At 71.4% G+C, this 15,030-nt stretch carries 16 protein-coding genes and 1 pseudogene; 9 read left to right on the forward strand and 8 right to left on the reverse strand.

From position 1 onward, the window contains the following. Positions 1–1,041 carry an NAD-dependent epimerase/dehydratase family protein gene (locus tag SK571_RS31640; RefSeq protein WP_319987751.1) on the forward strand — a complete coding sequence of 347 codons (1,041 nt, stop codon included), beginning with the start codon at positions 1–3 and terminating at the stop codon, positions 1,039–1,041. Here SK571_RS31640 and SK571_RS31645 read toward each other — a convergent pair. Next, positions 1,028–2,188: a hypothetical protein gene (locus SK571_RS31645; protein WP_319987752.1), complete on the reverse strand. Its 1,161-nt coding sequence runs from the start codon at positions 2,186–2,188 to the stop codon at positions 1,028–1,030. The two genes, SK571_RS31640 and SK571_RS31645, sit on opposite strands and share 14 nt — an antisense overlap. Before the next feature lie 121 nt (positions 2,189–2,309). On the opposite strand from SK571_RS31645, the gene SK571_RS31650 reads away from it, so the two are divergent. Genes SK571_RS31650 through SK571_RS31665 form a run of 4 tightly spaced genes read left to right on the forward strand, consistent with a single transcriptional unit; the run spans position 2,310 to position 5,231 of the window. Next, positions 2,310–2,948, forward strand: coding sequence for a glycosyltransferase family 2 protein (locus tag SK571_RS31650; RefSeq protein WP_319987753.1), 639 nt, complete (start codon positions 2,310–2,312; stop codon positions 2,946–2,948). After that, entirely contained in the window at positions 2,945–3,580 is a 636-nt protein-coding gene (locus SK571_RS31655; protein ID WP_319987754.1) for a TIGR04282 family arsenosugar biosynthesis glycosyltransferase, read from the forward strand. Before SK571_RS31650 ends, SK571_RS31655 begins: the two co-directional genes overlap by 4 nt. Next, on the forward strand, positions 3,577–4,176 hold the full coding sequence (locus SK571_RS31660) for a methyltransferase domain-containing protein (protein WP_319987755.1): 600 nt from the start codon (positions 3,577–3,579) through the stop codon (positions 4,174–4,176). The genes SK571_RS31655 and SK571_RS31660 overlap by 4 nt, the downstream gene beginning before the upstream one ends. Continuing rightward, positions 4,173–5,231, forward strand: a complete 1,059-nt coding sequence (locus SK571_RS31665; protein WP_319987756.1) for a molybdopterin-dependent oxidoreductase — start codon at positions 4,173–4,175, stop codon at positions 5,229–5,231. The genes SK571_RS31660 and SK571_RS31665 overlap by 4 nt, the downstream gene beginning before the upstream one ends. A gap of 326 nt (positions 5,232–5,557) precedes the next feature. On the opposite strand, the gene SK571_RS31670 is transcribed toward SK571_RS31665, so the two are convergent. Continuing rightward, the gene (locus SK571_RS31670; protein WP_319987757.1) at positions 5,558–6,085 is read right to left on the reverse strand and encodes a hypothetical protein; all 528 of its coding nucleotides are present in this window, start codon (positions 6,083–6,085) and stop codon (positions 5,558–5,560) included. Here SK571_RS31670 and SK571_RS31675 point away from each other — a divergent pair. Continuing rightward, positions 6,053–6,238: pseudogene (locus SK571_RS31675) on the forward strand (response regulator transcription factor); the annotation flags it as partial. The gene SK571_RS31670 and the pseudogene SK571_RS31675 overlap by 33 nt on opposite strands. Here SK571_RS31675 and SK571_RS31680 read toward each other — a convergent pair. Both SK571_RS31680 and SK571_RS31685 read right to left on the reverse strand, forming a co-directional pair. After that, entirely contained in the window at positions 6,224–6,844 is a 621-nt protein-coding gene (locus SK571_RS31680; protein ID WP_319987758.1) for a DJ-1/PfpI family protein, read from the reverse strand. The pseudogene SK571_RS31675 and the gene SK571_RS31680 sit on opposite strands and share 15 nt — an antisense overlap. After that, the gene (locus SK571_RS31685) at positions 6,844–7,806 is read right to left on the reverse strand and encodes a GlxA family transcriptional regulator (protein WP_319987759.1); all 963 of its coding nucleotides are present in this window, start codon (positions 7,804–7,806) and stop codon (positions 6,844–6,846) included. The genes SK571_RS31680 and SK571_RS31685 overlap by 1 nt, the downstream gene beginning before the upstream one ends. 81 nt (positions 7,807–7,887) lie before the next feature. Between SK571_RS31685 and SK571_RS31690 the strand changes: the two genes are divergently transcribed. Genes SK571_RS31690 through SK571_RS31700 form a run of 3 tightly spaced genes read left to right on the forward strand, consistent with a single transcriptional unit; the run spans position 7,888 to position 10,520 of the window. After that, on the forward strand, positions 7,888–8,892 hold the full coding sequence (locus tag SK571_RS31690) for a GDSL-type esterase/lipase family protein (protein ID WP_319987760.1): 1,005 nt from the start codon (positions 7,888–7,890) through the stop codon (positions 8,890–8,892). A 12-nt stretch (positions 8,893–8,904) separates the two neighbouring features. Further along, positions 8,905–9,330, forward strand: a complete 426-nt coding sequence (locus SK571_RS31695) for a polysaccharide biosynthesis C-terminal domain-containing protein (protein WP_319987761.1) — start codon at positions 8,905–8,907, stop codon at positions 9,328–9,330. Then, entirely contained in the window at positions 9,327–10,520 is a 1,194-nt protein-coding gene (locus tag SK571_RS31700; protein ID WP_319987762.1) for a hypothetical protein, read from the forward strand. The genes SK571_RS31695 and SK571_RS31700 overlap by 4 nt, the downstream gene beginning before the upstream one ends. Here SK571_RS31700 and SK571_RS31705 read toward each other — a convergent pair whose 3' ends face one another. The 4 genes from SK571_RS31705 to SK571_RS31720 form a co-directional block, all read right to left on the reverse strand. Then, positions 10,521–11,309 carry a carboxylesterase family protein gene (locus tag SK571_RS31705; RefSeq protein ID WP_319987763.1) on the reverse strand — a complete coding sequence of 263 codons (789 nt, stop codon included), beginning with the start codon at positions 11,307–11,309 and terminating at the stop codon, positions 10,521–10,523. Positions 11,310–11,365: 56 nt separating this feature from the next. Beyond that, positions 11,366–13,780: a hypothetical protein gene (locus SK571_RS31710; RefSeq protein ID WP_319987764.1), complete on the reverse strand. Its 2,415-nt coding sequence runs from the start codon at positions 13,778–13,780 to the stop codon at positions 11,366–11,368. A 119-nt stretch (positions 13,781–13,899) separates the two neighbouring features. Then, positions 13,900–14,577, reverse strand: a complete 678-nt coding sequence (locus tag SK571_RS31715; RefSeq protein ID WP_319987765.1) for a hypothetical protein — start codon at positions 14,575–14,577, stop codon at positions 13,900–13,902. Next, entirely contained in the window at positions 14,574–14,942 is a 369-nt protein-coding gene (locus SK571_RS31720; RefSeq protein ID WP_319987766.1) for a YchJ family protein, read from the reverse strand. Before SK571_RS31720 ends, SK571_RS31715 begins: the two co-directional genes overlap by 4 nt. Positions 14,943–15,030 lie beyond the last annotated feature (88 nt).

Genomic DNA, 15,030 nt, shown 5'->3' on the forward strand with positions numbered 1-15,030 from the left:
ATGCGAGTACTGATCACTGGCGGGGCCGGGTTCATCGGGTCGCACGTCGCGGACGAGCTGACCTCCCAGGGCCACGAATGCGTGGTGCTCGACGCGTTGCTGCCCGAAGCACACGGCACTGTTCCTTCGCTGGAACACGAACTCGTCGTCGGTGACGTGACCGACGCCGCCGCGCTGCGGCCGTTGCTGTCCACAGTGGACGCCGTGTGCCACCAGGCGGCGATGGTCGGGCACGGCGTGGATCCGTTCGACGCGCCCTCCTACGCCCGTCACAACGACCTGGGCACGGCGGTGCTGCTGGCCGAGATGCACCGGGCCGGGGTGTCGCGGCTGGTGCTGGCGTCGTCGATGGTCGTCTACGGCGAGGGGCGCTACCGGTGCCTCTCGCACGGGATCGTGCGGGCCGAGCGGACCGCCGCGGACGTGGCCGCCGGCATGTACGAGCCGCGCTGCTTCTGCGGTGACTTCGTGGTGTCCGAACTGGTGCCCGAGGACGCCCCGCTGGAGCCGCGCAGCACCTACGCGGCGACCAAGCTGGCGCAGGAGCACCTCGCGCTGGCGTGGGCCCGGCAGACCGGCGGCAGCGTGTGGGCTCTGCGGTACCACAACGTCTACGGCCCGCGGATGCCGCGCGACACCCCGTACGCGGGGGTGGCGTCGATCTTCCGGTCCGCGCTGCAGAACGGCGTCGCACCGCGGGTGATGGAGGACGGGCGGCAGCGGCGCGACTTCGTGCACGTCACCGACGTGGCTCGGGCCAACGCGCTGGCGCTGGCCTCCCCGCGCCCCGGTTTCGAGGCCGTCAACGTCTGCTCCGGCACCCCACACACGATCGGTGACCTGGCGTTCGCGCTGGCCGACGCGTGCGGCGGACCGACACCGGAGATCGTGGGCGGGGCGCGGCCGGGCGACGTCCGGCACGTCGTGGCGTCGCCCGCGAAGGCGTTGGACGTGCTGGGCTTCGAGGCCCGGGTCGGCTTCGAGGAAGGTGTGCGGGAGTTCGCCTCCGCCTCGCAGCGGGAGCCGGTCACCAGTTCGTGAGCACCAGGTGGTTCACCGCCAGGGCCGTGACGGCCTGGGCGGTGAGCCACCGCTTGTCCAGCCGGGCCGTGCCGGCGAGCAGCCAGATCGCGAACGGCAGCCAGATCCGCTCGGTCTCGGCCTTGCTCAGGCCGGACAGGTCCGCCGCCAGGATCGCGATTCCGGCGGCGATGACCCACTTGTCCTTGCGCAGTCCCTTGATCCCGGCCGGACCGATCACCAGCGCGAGTGCCGCGAGGTTCGCCCACGCCCAGTACCAGTACGGCCTGGTGTCGCCGATGCCCTGGTAGTAGCGGAGTTTCACGAGCTCGTAGCCGTCGAGCCACCAGAACCCGCTGATCGCGAACGCCGCCACGACCGCGAGCGCGCCCGCGACGGCCCAGCCGATCCTCCTGCCGACCGCGACGATCGCGAGCGGGGCCAGCAACACCAGCCCGTAGGACAGGAACAGACACCAGCCGAGCACGACGCCGCCCAGCAGCGGCCACCGGGTGAGCAGGTAGACGCCGAGGGCCGCCACGCCCATGAACATGCCGTCCGCGGACGCCCCGACCCACACCGCACCGGGGAACAACACGAGGAACGGCAGCACCGCGTTGGTGCCGATGGCCTTGGGGATCGCCACCACCGCCAGCGAACCGACGAGGACGCAGAAGATCGACGCCGCCGCTCCCCCGCCGAGACCGATGCGGTCGAGCGCGACGAACGTGAGCAGCGCGCCCGGCGGATGTCCGGAGACGTGCGTGGTCCACGAGTCTGGCTGGAAGTCCGGGATGCGCGCGGCGAACCCGCGCAGCATCGCGGGGATGTCCGTGACGCCGGGAACCTCGTGCAGGTACTCGTCCTCGGTCGTGAGCCTGGTGACGAACCGGTTCCAGCCGTCGATCATCGCGAGCGAGAACGTCCACGCCGTCGCCGCCACGTAGGCGATCGGCAGCGCGAACCGGTGGCTCGCCAGCTCGGGCCCCTTGGCGACGACGAGGAACGCGATCAGGACCGCCACGGGCGTGCCGGGACCGAGGTGCGGCTGCCAGTCGCCGAAGAGCGGTGCCGCGGCGGCGAACAGGACGCCGGGGTCGTTGACGTTGACGACGACCCCGATGATGATGGCGGCAGCGACGAGCAGCCCTGCGATGACTAGACGCACCGCGCCCAACCTAGGGGGTCGGCCGGGTGTCGGCAGGCCTCGCAAGACAATCGTAAGAACTCCTTCGTGCGTCACAATTCCGTAAGCACCACAACACTTTCCCATGGTCCAGGGTGGACCCATGGATGTCGTGTTGCCCTGCCTGGACGAGGCCGCCGCACTGCCCGCGGTCCTCGCCGCCCTGCCTCCCGGACACCGCGCGATCGTCGTGGACAACGGGTCGTCCGACGGTTCGCCCGAGGTAGCTGCCGCGTGCGGCGCCCTGGTCGTGCACGAGCCGAAGCGCGGCTACGGCGCCGCCGTGCACACCGGTCTGCTCGCGGCCACCTCGGACCTGGTGGCGTTCGCCGACGCGGACGGTTCACTGGACCTGGCCGAACTGCCCGCGATGGCCGCGCTGCTGGCCGATGCCGACCTCGTGGTCGGCCGGCGAAGGCCCGTGCACGCCGGCGTGTGGCCGTGGCACGCGCGGGCCGGCAATGCCGTGATCGCGTCCCTGTTGCGGCGCAGGGGTTTGGACGTGCACGACATCGCACCGCTGCGCGTGTGCCGGCGGGAGGCGTTGCTGGCGCTCGACGTCCAGGACCGCGCCTTCGGCTATCCGCTGGAACTGCTGGTGCGGGCGGCGGAGGCGGGCTGGCGGGTGCGCGAGGTCGACGTGGCCTATCGGCCCCGTGCGGCCGGCACGCGGTCGAAGGTGTCGGGCTCGGTGCGCGGCACGATGCGGGCGGCACGGGACATGGCGGGGGTGCTGCGATGAGGTTCTGCCTGCTGATCATGGCGAAGTCGCCGGTGCCGGGACAGGTCAAGACGCGGCTGTGCCCGCCGCTGTCGGCCGAGGAGGCGGCGGACGTGGCCGCGGCTTCGTTGCTGGACACGATCTCGGCCGCTCTGGACACGCCCGGTGCCGTGCCCGTGGTAGCACTGGCCGGGGTGGTGCGGCGTGAGGACGTCCGCGACGCTCTGGCCGAGTGCGTGGTCGTCCCGCAGCGCGGTACCTCGTTCGCCGAGCGGCTCGTGCACGCGCACGCCGACATCGCGCGGTTCCGGATGCCGGTGCTGCAGATCGGGATGGACACGCCGCAGGTGACGCCGTCGCTGCTGGAGTCGTGCGCCGAGTTCGGGGAGGCGGCGCTCGGGTTCGCGCTGGACGGCGGCTGGTGGGCGCTCGGGCTGCGCGATCCGCTGCGGGCCGCGGTGTTGCGCGACGTGCCCATGTCGCGTGCCGACACGGGTGCGCTGACGCTGGAGGCGTTGCGCGGGCTGGAGGTGCGGACGCTGCCGGTCCTGTCCGATGTGGACACGATGGCGGACGCTCGTGCGGTGGCACGGCAGGTGCCGGGCGGCCGGTTCGCGGCGGCGCTCGCCCAGGCGGCGGCGGTGGCCCGATGATGTTCGACCAGGCCCTGAAGGGTCACCCCGGCTGGCTCGACCTCCCCGGCACCACCTCCCGCGAACTGAGCGTCGCCCGCTGGCACGCCGACGCGGACGGCGGCGACTCCGTCCTCCTCGACGCCTGCACCGGCCCCACCCTCGACGTCGGCTGCGGCCCCGGCCGTCTCGTCGCCGCGCTGCTGGGCCGCCGGGTCCGGGCACTCGGCGTCGACGTGTCACCGGAGGCGATCCGGCGCACCACCGAACGCGGCGGCATCGCGATCCGCCGCGACGTGTTCGACCTGCTGCCGGGCGAGGGCCGCTGGCAGCACGTCCTGCTCGCCGACGGCAACATCGGCATCGGCGGCGACCCGGCCGCCCTCCTGCGCCGCGTCCGGACCCTGCTCAGGCCCAGCGGAACCGTCGTCGTCGAGGTCGAGCCACCGGGTGCGGGCCTGACGATCGGCCAGGCCCGCGTGCGGACCGAGGACACCCGCGGCCAGTGGTTCCCGTGGGCCTGGAGCGACGCGGAGTCCCTGACCGCCGATGGTTTCTTCCTGCTGTGGCAGGCCGAACGCGCCGGGCGCTGGTTCGCGTGCTGGGAGCGGTTGTGAAACTCCCCGTCTTCAAGGCGCCCGTCTTCAAGGCACCCGCCCACCACACGGGCGTGACCAGCCGGGTCGGCACGTGGCTCGGCATCACGTTCGGGCTGTGCTTCGTCACCGGCCTGCTCAGCCACGGCGCGCAGCACGACTGGGTGTGGCCGACCCGCCCGGTCGACCTCTACCGCGTCACCCAGGGCGTGCACGTCATCTCCGGGGTCGCCTCGATCCCGTTGCTGCTGGCCAAGTTGTGGAGCGTCTACCCGAAGCTGTTCGAACGGCCGCTGGTGAAGTCCGTGCCGCACGCCCTGGAGCGCGCGTCGATCTTCGTGCTGATCGCGGCGTCGTTCTTCGAACTGGTCACCGGCCTGTTCAACGCGGCGCAGAACTACCCGTGGTCGTTCTACTTCCCCACCGCCCACTACGCGGTGGCGTGGATCGTCATCGGTGCTCTGCTCGTGCACGTCGCGGTGAAGATCCCGGTCGTCCGCCGCACTCTCGAACCGGCGTCCGAAGAGCGGACCATCCTGTCCCGCAGGGCTTTCCTGCGCACCACCGCGCTCACGACCGGTGTCGCCGTGGTGGCGACGGCCGGTGTCACGGTGCCGTGGCTGCGCAAGATCTCGGTGCTGGCGTGGCGGTCGGACGGTGCCCTGCCGGTCAACCGCACGGCGAAGGCCGCCGGGATCGTGGTGCCGCAGGACTGGCGGCTGAAGGTCGGCGCGAGGAGCTTCTCGCTGGCGGAGCTCCAGGCGATGCCGCAGACCACCGTCGACCTGCCGATCGCGTGCGTCGAGGGTTGGAGCCAGAACGCGACCTGGACCGGCGTCCGCGTCTCCGAGCTGGTGGGACGAGGGGACGTGCGGGTCGAGTCGCTCGAGAAAGACGGGCTGTACCGGGTGACCACACTGCCCTCGGAGTTCGCCGAGGACCCGCTCACGCTGCTGGCACTGAGGCTCAACGGCGAGGAGCTCAGCCTGGACCACGGGTTCCCGTGCCGGCTGATCGCGCCGAACCGGCCGGGCGTGCTGCAGACGAAGTGGGTCACGTCGCTGGAGGTCCTGTGAGAATCGTCCTCGGCGTCATCGGTGCGGGACTCGGAGCCTGGGGCGCCTGGCTGCTCCTGCCGCAGATCACCGTCGAACTCCTGCTCTGGCTCGGCGGCGGCGTGGTCCTGCACGACTTCCTGATCGCCCCGCTCGTCGGCGCCGCCGGACTCGTGGTGAAACGCCCGTCCGTCGGCATCGGCCTGACCGTCTCCGGCGTCGTCACCCTCATCGCGGTGCCGCTGCTCTGGCGCGAGCACAGCGGGCCGGTGAACCCGGGCCTGCACGACCGCGACTACCCCACTGGAGTCGCGGTCGTGCTCGGCCTGACGTGGGCCGCCGTGGCCCTATACGAGGTCGCGGCGCACCTTCAGAAGCGTCGCCGCGCCCACGAAGAACACGACGTACCCGACGAGGAACAACGCCGCGGTGGTGCCGCTCAGGTCCGTCAGCACGCCGGGGGCTCCGGATCCGCCGACGGCACCGGCGAGGTTGCCGGCCGACCCACCCGGCAGGACCTCGGTCAGCGACTCGACCGGCCCGAGGAGGGTTCCCACGCCCCGCAACAGGTTCTCGGTCACGATCGCCCACATCAGGCCGAGACCGACGGCGAGCGCGGGCCCCTTGGTGGCGACGCCGAGGAACACACCGAACCCCGTCCACATCGCGGCGATCAGCAGTGACGCGCCCAATGCCTTGAAGACACCGAGACCCGGCAGGCTCCAGTCCCAGCCCTCCAGCGACGCCACGGTCACCGCCGCGCCGAGGTTCACGACGAACGTGAGGGCCACCAGCAGCACCACGACGATCCCCAGCGCCCCGAGCGTGCCGGCCATCGCCAGCTGACCGAACGCGAGCGGGAGATCATGCGACATGTGGCGTCCGGCGCGTCCAACGACGAGATCGCCGCGGTGCTGGTGATCTCGCCCGCGACGGTGCGCACGCACGTGTCGCGGGCGATGATCAAGCTGGGCGCACGCGACCGCGCCCAGCTCGTCGTGTTCGCCGTCCAGTCAGGCCTGACGTGAGTCGAACGCGGCCTTGAGGCCCTGCGCGATCTCGGGCGGGATCGAGTCGTAGGCGCGCGGCGGCTGCGGGTCGTACTCGATGCCGACCTGCACGGCCTGCGCGACCATCTCGCCGAACTCGGCCTCGACCAGCCGCAGCGCCATGTCGATGCCCGCCGACACGCCCGCGCCGCTGACGACCTTGCCGTCGAACACGACCCGGTCGGTGCTCACCTCGACGCCCCGCACCTCCAGGTCCTCCCGCGCGGCCCAGTGCGTCGTGGCCTTCGAGACCAGCCCTGCCTCGGCGAGCAGCGTCGACCCGGTGCACACCGACGTCGTCCACTTCGTCGTCGCGTGCACCTCCCGAAGCCACTCGACGACGCCGCCGGAGTCCTTCAGCAGCGCCTTCCAGTGCCCGGAACCCGGCACCACCACGATGTCCGTCGACTTGAGCGAGTCGAACGTGTCGGTCGGCGTCACGACCAGCCCGTTGTCGGACTTCACGGGGTCGAGCGTCGCGGCGACGAACCGCGCGGAGACCACCGGCACGCTGGCCAGCACCTCGAACGGGCCGACGAAGTCGAGCGCGGTCATGTTCGGGTAGAGCACGAAAGTGGCATCCATCAGGCAACCCCAGTGGTCCGGAAACGGGCGCGGTAGCTGCCCGGCGACACGCCGAGCACGCGCAGGAAGGCCCGGCGCAGGGTCTCGGCCGAGCCGAACCCCGACTGGCGGGCGACGAGGTCGAGCGAGTCGCCGCTGCTGGCCAGCCGGTCGGCGGCGGCCTCGACGCGGGCTCGTTCGACGTACTGCGCGGGCGAGACGCCCACGCTGCGGGAGAAGACCCTGGCGAAGTGCCGCACGCTCATCATGGCCTTGCGGGCCATGACCGGCACCGTCCACTCGCGCGTCGGATCGGCGTGGATGTCGTCGAGCAACGCGCGCAGCGAGCCGTCCGACACCGGCTTCGCGCGGGTGTGCACGCTGAACTGCGACTGGCCGCCCGAACGTTGCAGGAAGACGACGAGGTACTGCGCGATCCTGCGGGCCTGCGCGGGCCCGTGGTCCTGCTCGACCATCGCCAGCGCCAGGTCGATGCCCGCCGTCACCCCTGCCGACGTGGCCACCTCGCCGTCGCACACGAAGATCGCGTCCGGCTCCACCTCGACGCCGCGGTTCTCCAGCTCGCCGGTGAACGCCCAGTGCGTCGTCGCCTTCTTGCCGTTCAGCAGCCCGGCCCCGGCCAGCACCACGGCGCCCGTGCAGACACCCGCGACGCGACGGGACCGCAGTGCCAGCCGCCGCAGGTTCGTCGTGAGCACCGCGTCGGACGCGGCCTCGTCGTACCCCCAGCCGCCGACCACGAGCAGCGTGTCGATCGGACGGTCCAGCGTGAGCAGGTCGGCGCCCGCCTCGACGCGCACGCCCGCCGTGGCGGCGAACGGTCCTCCCCCGACCGTGGCGACGGTGACCTGGTAGCGCTGCTCGCCGTAGTTCGCCGCCTGGAACACCTCGACAGGACCCGCCAGGTCCAGCAGCGCGACGCGGTCGTAGCCGACCACGACTATCTCCCTCAGATTCCCCACACCTCCACTTTCCTCACCCCCGCCTGGGGCGGCAACGCCATATCCCCCTCGCATTCGGCCACCCACGTAAACTGGTCCGCGATGCGCAAAGTGCTCTTGTTCGCGGCGATCGGCCTGCTCACGATCGTGCTGGTCGTGAGCGACCACGTGTTCCCGCCGCCCTCCGATGCGGACCGCGAGACCAGGACCGCGGTCGTGTCGCTGGGCGACAGCACGATGTCCGGTGAGGGCGCCGGCGCCTACGAGCCCGGGACCGACGGCGAGGACGGCGGCAACTGGTGCCACCGCTCGCGCGCGGCCGAGATCATGAAGACCTCGTTCGAGGCCGACCAGAAGATCAACCTGGCGTGCTCGGGCGCCAACTCGGAGAAGCTGCGCAACGAGCAGCTGCCCCGCCTGCGCGAGCTCGCCGGGTCGAACCAGGTCGTCGCGATCGTCGTGGCCGTCGGCGCGAACGACGACCCGCGTTTCTCCGAGATCCTCAACAAGTGCTTCGAGGCGTGGGGCAAGCGCAGCGACTGCACGTCGTCCGTCGCACCGGAGTGGACCAAGCGCGTGCGGCGGATGATCCCGAAGGTCGAGAACACGCTGAAGGCCATCCGCCAGACCATGCGCGACTCGGGTTACCTCGACTCGTCCTACCAGCTGGTCGTGCAGTCGTACGCGGCCCCGGTGTCCCCGAAGATGCCGCAGTCGTTGCAGAACCTGTCCGGCTGCCCGCTGCGCACCGCCGACCTGGAATGGGTCGTCGAGGAGGCCGTGCCGGAGCTGTCGAACGGGCTGCGCGCCGCCGCGGGGAAGGTCAACGCGCGGTTCCTCGACCTGTCGCGGGCCGGCGAGGGCCACGAGGCGTGCGTGGGTGGCGACGAGCCGGAGACCGAGTGGTTCACGCGGCTGTCGGTCGACTGGGACGGGCTGAAGGACCAGAAGCGCTCATCGCACGCGTTGCAGGAGTCGTTCCACCCCAACGCGCGCGGTCATGAGCAGATCGGCCGGTGCCTCACGGAGTTCCTGGCCTCGGACAAGCGCGACGGGGCGTGCGTGCCCCGGCTGGACGGCTCGCTCGGCCTCACCACGGAGAGCTAGGAGACAGCGGACTTGGCTGACCAGATGCAGATCGTCGAGCTCGACGACTCGACGGACGACCGCGGGTTCAGCTTCTCGCTGGTGCGGGAGCACCTCGGGCTGATCGACGCGATCCGTGACGTGCACATCGCCGAGATCCGGCCGGGTGCGGTGCGCGGCAACCACTACCACGCGCACCGGGGTGAGTTGATCGCCGTCGTCTTCACGGGCGAGTGGTCCGTGCACTGGGACACCGGTGAAGGGACGGAGGTGCACAGCCGATCCTTCACCGGGCGTGGCGCCGTGGCCCTCGTGCCTCCCCGCGGCTGGTCGCACGCCGTGAAGAACGACGGCTCCGAAAGCATGTGGATCTACGCGGCGAGCGACGCCGAGTACGACCGGCACGACCCGGACCCGGTCGCCCGGGACGCGGTGCGCAGAGTCGTCGTGCAGCCGTGACCGATGTCTTCCGGACGTTCTGCCACATCAGCGAGTACGGCGAGGCGGGTTACGCGAACCTGCACCGGATGATCGCGACGAGCTCACCGCTCGTGCTCTGGGCGCCGTCCAGCAGGCTCGTCAGCTCACCGGACTGCCGGGTGACCGAGCGCGAGTTCGTCGCGCTGGTCGAACGCGGCACGGTGCGGATCATCGGCAGGGAGTGGTGGCTGACCGGCCGCGCCGGCCGGAACGGTCATCCGTGGGAGGGTGCGGCGTGGACGCCGCTGATCGATGACGCGGTCAAGGCGATCGCCTTGCAGGACGCGAGCCTGCCGCGGAACGAGCGGCGCGTCGTCATCGCTGAGGAAGAGCAGGGAGACACGTGGGCACGCGCCCACGTGGCGGAGAATCCCGGGTTGGCCGCGCTCCTGCACGAGACGCTTCTCGCACCGGACGCGAACCTGCACTTCCCGGTCGGAGTGGTCGAGACGGCGCGCCGGCACTCCGAGGACCCGATCGGTCTCGCCGAACGCATCACCCGCGACGCGTACAACCACGACGCCGCCATCGCACGTTCGGGCACCAGGACGCCCTTCCTGCTGGACAGACGGGACAGCCGGTTCAACGAGCTGCTGCGGTCGGTCCGCGACGCCTCGGACGTCCAGTTCCCGAACGCCGGGTCCCCCGAGCTGTCCCACTCCGACCTGGCCGAACTCACGTCCGAGGTCCTGGTGGTGCTCGGACATCTGGAGAACGGGCGGAACAACAGCGTCGGGAAGTTCGTGCGAGGCGAGGGGCACCAGCTGCTGGCCCCGTGGATGAGGTACAGCTGCGAATCGATCGGCCGCACGAGTGCCGCGAGCGTCCGGGGCGAGGTGATCGCCCACCTGCAGCAGGAGTTCGAGAGCAGCAGGCTCGAGAACAGCTGGCCGGAGATCTTCGGGACTGCGGACTCGCTCATCGGTTCGAGCGGAACCACCGCGGGGGTCACCGAAGCCGTTGTCTCCGAGCTGACGGTCTACGGCGCGGTCGGTCTGGCCGCCGGCGCGTACTCGATCGGCAAGGGCCTGGCACAGCGGCTGGGATACGCCGCCGCTCCCTACAGCGGCCCGCAGTGGGCGTTCCTCTACGCGTTCGGCCGACGCGCGTCGGGACGCCGGCGCGCGCGGCTGCAGCTCACCCTCGACAACCTCGGTTCCACCGACTGATCAGGTCCAGCGCTTCAGTTCGTGCCGCGGCCAGCCGGGGTCACCCGTGCGGGCGAACCTCGCCCAAGCCTCCGCGATGTCGCCGCGGAACATGTCCGGCACGTCCGCGCCGTGATGCGCCGGCGTGCGGGCGTAGACAGACCGGAACGCGCGCCCGTGCTCGTCGGCCAGCCGCATCGTCGGACGCTGGAACAGTTCGACGTCCTCGTCCGCGGTGTGGCACACCATCAGGTCCACGTCGTACGGTCCTTCGAGCGGACTGCGCGGCAGCGTGTCGCCGTCGACGATCGGTTGGTACAGCACGACATCGGGGTCTGCTCGCCGCTGGACCTCGACGGCTTCGAGCGGCGTGAAGAACCGTCCGGCGAGGCTGTGCGCGATCGCCCGGTGGAACAGACCGGCGGCGGAAGGCATGACCATCAGCGACGCTACGGTCTGCGCGCCGGACGACTGGCCGGCGACGGTGACGTTCGCCGGATCTCCGCCGTAGCGGGCGATGTTGCGCTGGATCCACCGCAGCGCCGAGACGACGTCGAGCAGCCCGCGGTTGTGCTGGATCCCTTCCAGGGCACCGTATCCGTCGGCCGCCAGCCGGTAGTCGCAGCTGACGAACACGATTCCGTTCGACGCGTGCACGTCGCCCGCGTACTCGGGCTGCGCCGCTGAACCGACGGTGTTCGCGCCGCCGTGGACCCAGAGGACCACCGGCGCTCCGGAGTCCGCTGTGGACCAGACGTTCAGCGTGTGCCGGTCGCCGAACGCGCCGGTCGGCTCGCCGTCGCGGTCCACCGGTGGGTGGAGGCGCAGCGGGCCGACCGGCGGTTCCGCGTAACGGATGCCGAGGTTCAGGCCGTCACCTGGTGCGAGACCGGCAGCACGCGCAGGTTCGCCGCCGCCCGTTCCAGCTGGGAGAGCACGCTCGGCCGCAGTCCCGCGATCTCCTGGTCCGCGGCCGGTCCGGCGACCTCCTGCAGCAGCACCTGCTGCGGGTGGTCGCCCTCGGCCTCGGCCACCGCGAGCACCCGGAAGGGCGTGCCCGGCGCGAAGACCACGCGTTCCTCGGTGGCCACGGCGACCCGGTCGGCCACCTCGACCCGGCGGCCGGTGACCGACCAGATCAGGTACTCGGTGACGCCGTCGACGCGCTGGGACGGGTTCGCGATGGCGTCCAGCAGGCCGTGCTCGACCAGGACGTCACCGCTGCGGTAGCGCCTCGGCCCGGTCGGGCCGCTGACACCCCACACCACCGCCATGCCGCTGTGCACGGGCAGGCGGTTCAGGCCCGAGACGATGCACGCGACGTACGGGCGCAGGCGGCCCAGGCGTCCCATGCGGAGCGTCTCGACGACCATCTCCTCGTCCTGCGACACGCACGCCAGCAACGCCGTGAGGTCGGTGACCATGGCCTCGAACGCGGCCGGGTCCTCCTCCGCGTCCGGACGCTGCGCGAGCAGACGGCAGACCGTCGCCGCGTGCACGCCGTAGCGCTCGCCGAGAGCACGGCGGACCGTGTCGCGTTCGGCATCGGAGCTGCTGTGGTCCGGGGCCACCGTCTCGCGCTCGTCGTCGTTCTCCGGCGGGGCCTCCCACAGGGCCAGTGGCTGCAGCGGGAGCGGGCCGTCGACGCGGAACCTCACCGGGGTGGAGTCCGGGTCGTCCGACGGGAACGCGGCCTCGTCCGGGTCGTCCGCCAGCGCGTGCGACGTCACGGTCGCGAGGGCCGGACCGGCACCCATGCTCGCGTACGCGGGCCGGTCCTGTTCGGGCTCGGCCGGCGTGACAGGGGTGAAGAAGCCGGTGCCGTTGTCCGCCGGCTCCCGCGTCGACAGCGCGTGCGCCGCCGTGCTCAGAGCCGCGGCGGCACTGCTGACGGGAGGCTGCGCGGGCGCAGGTGGCGGTGGCGCGATCACCTTGGAGTCGCAGAACACCAGGCGCAGGAGCTTGCGCACCTCGGGCTCCAGGCGTTCCACGAGAGCGGCGCCGTGCACCGCGACCGCACCGGGCGTCGTGCGCCCCGGCGTGCCCACGGTCAGACGAGCCCACTCCGGGTCCAAGGGCAGAGTGCGCACCTCGGCGGCGTTGTACGGCTCGTCCTGCTCGCGCACCCACAGGCCTGAGGGCACGACTTCGAGCACGACGCCGTCGCCGAGGGAGAACACCCCGGGCGAGACCTCGGTGAGGCCCTGCACCGGCGTCCGGTAGCCGGAGACCACGGGCACGGCCTCGTCCGGCACGCACAGCACCTCGGTGACGAACGGGCGCCACGTCTGCTGCCCGCGCGGGTCGACCGCGATCACCGCCGGTCCACCGCCGCGCAGGTTGCCCACCGGCAGGCCGGTGAACATCGCGATCGGCTCGCCGATCTGGTCGGCGACGAGGCTGCCGATGGCGGCGTCGATGCCGTACGGGACCAGCCGCACGCGCGACCGGGCCGCCTGGGGCAGCGCCGTGAGCAGGCGGCACACCTCGTCGATCGGGATCGACGACTGGCCGGGCCCGCCGACGACGACCGTCAGCACGTTGTCGCGGCACGGCAGCGCCACGATCGGCCGCGAGTCCTGGGCGGCCGGGTCGAACGGCGGCTGCTGCGCGCGCAGCCAGAGTCCGCTCGGGATCGGCTCGGAGATGCCGATCTCGCCCGTCGGCCACGGCGAGTTCGGGTCCATCGCCTCCCACTGCGGCACCGGGAAGCGGCGGCCGTACGGCATCGGGGACGCGTTCGGCTGGAACTTCACCCAGCTGCCGTAGCCCTGCGTGCCGACGACGAACGCGGCACCGGGCACCGTGGTCAGCACGCCGTCCGGCGCCACGACCTCGGCCTGCAGCTGCTCGGCGAGCCACTGCGCGGGAGCGGTCGGCCGCATCGTCCCGGCGTGCGAGACCGCGAGCCGGATGGGCCCGCGGCCGTGCAGCGCCGTCACGACGTGCGGCCAGAAAGTGCTTTGGTCCCCGCCCGGGAAGTCGACCACGACGACGGTCCGGCCGTTGTCGGCCGGAAGCGCGCGGGCCAGGCCCGCGGCGCCCTGACTCGGGCCCTCGGGAGCGGAAACCACGAGCGTCGACCCGACGGAGTTCGCCGCGAACGGCGTCCTCTGGGGTACCGGCTCCGGCTGCGGCGCTGCTGCCGGGGGCTGCTCGACGGGGTACAGATCCAGGTCCTGGTCGGTGCTCGTGATGGTCTGAACTCCGAAACTGCTCTGGCCAGAACTCTGCTGGGTCTGTGGTTGCTGGTCGCCATGGGCGGCGGCACGTCGGCCCATCAAGCGCCTGATCACCTCCGTGCCATCCCGGTCACTCGCCCTTTCGGCTTAATCGGGCAACGGTCGTGCACGCTATCAAGACGCGCCACACTTCTGTCACCCAGTCGGGTTATTTGATCTCATCCGATCGATACCCACACGGCCCGTGCTCGTCCACACACTCCGTGAGGCCCGATGATGGCGGACGCCGAGTAGGCCTTGCGCCCGTCCTTCCCAAGCTCCCACGCCAGGAGCACGTGGTCCACGCCCAGTTCGACCGGCTGCTCCACCTGGGCGACGAAGGTGCCGAGCACGAACGCCGGACCCCCGTCCGGTGCCACGGGCTGCGCGGACGGACAGTCGAGCGCGGCCCAGACGATCTCCGGCAGCACGCCGACCCCGTCGTTCGGCAGGATGTCCGTCGGCGTCCACACGCCGGCCCACTCACTGCGGCCGTCGAGCGGGCCGAGCAGCGCGGCGATGCCGTCCTCGCGGCCGGGACCGCAGCCGAAGCACGTCGGGAACGGGTGCTTGTCGCGCCACGGCACCTTCGCGGAGGCCTTCAGCGCCTCGTCGAGCGTCGGCGCGGCGGGAACCTCCAGGTCGAGCGCGGCGGGCTCGGCCGAGGCGATCACGACGTCACCGTCGAGCAACTGCCCGTCCCTGACCTGCATCTCGCGGTCCAGCGGCACCGGCTTGCGCAACCGGACGCTCACCGTCGGGGCGTCGACGTGCGCGGCGAGCAGCCCGGCCGAGTACCCGCCGTTGCCCATGCCGGGAGGCCCGTTGAACCTGCTCGCGACCGTCACCGTGCTCATTCCAAGCCCTCCGCGTACACCCACTGGCCGTTCTCCCTGATGAACTTGCTCCGCTCGTGCACGACGCCGCCGACATAATGCGCCCGGAACTCCACCACACCCTCGGCCTGGAGCAGACCGCCGTTCTCCGTCGCCAGGATTTCGAGCTTCAACCAGCGGTCGGTCGAGTCGATCCCGGCACTCGAGGGACGGTGCTTCGCGGCCCACGTGCGCAGCAGGTAGTCCTCATCGGACACGGCGAAAGCGCTGTAGCGAGAACGCATCAGCTGCTCGGCGGTGGCCGCCTTGCGGGCTCCGGAGTGCAGCGCACCGCAACAGTCCACATAGGACTGACCGGTACCGCAGGGGCACAGTTTGTTGTTCACGTCCACATTGTGCCTGGTGAACCCGTTAGAACCGATGTCGCGCCCTGTACGTACCCCTTGTCAGGACTGACTCGCGGGAGGCAGAGGA

It is taken from the genome of Lentzea kristufekii (assembly GCF_033949925.1).
In the GTDB taxonomy this organism is placed as follows: domain Bacteria; phylum Actinomycetota; class Actinomycetes; order Mycobacteriales; family Pseudonocardiaceae; genus Lentzea; species Lentzea kristufekii.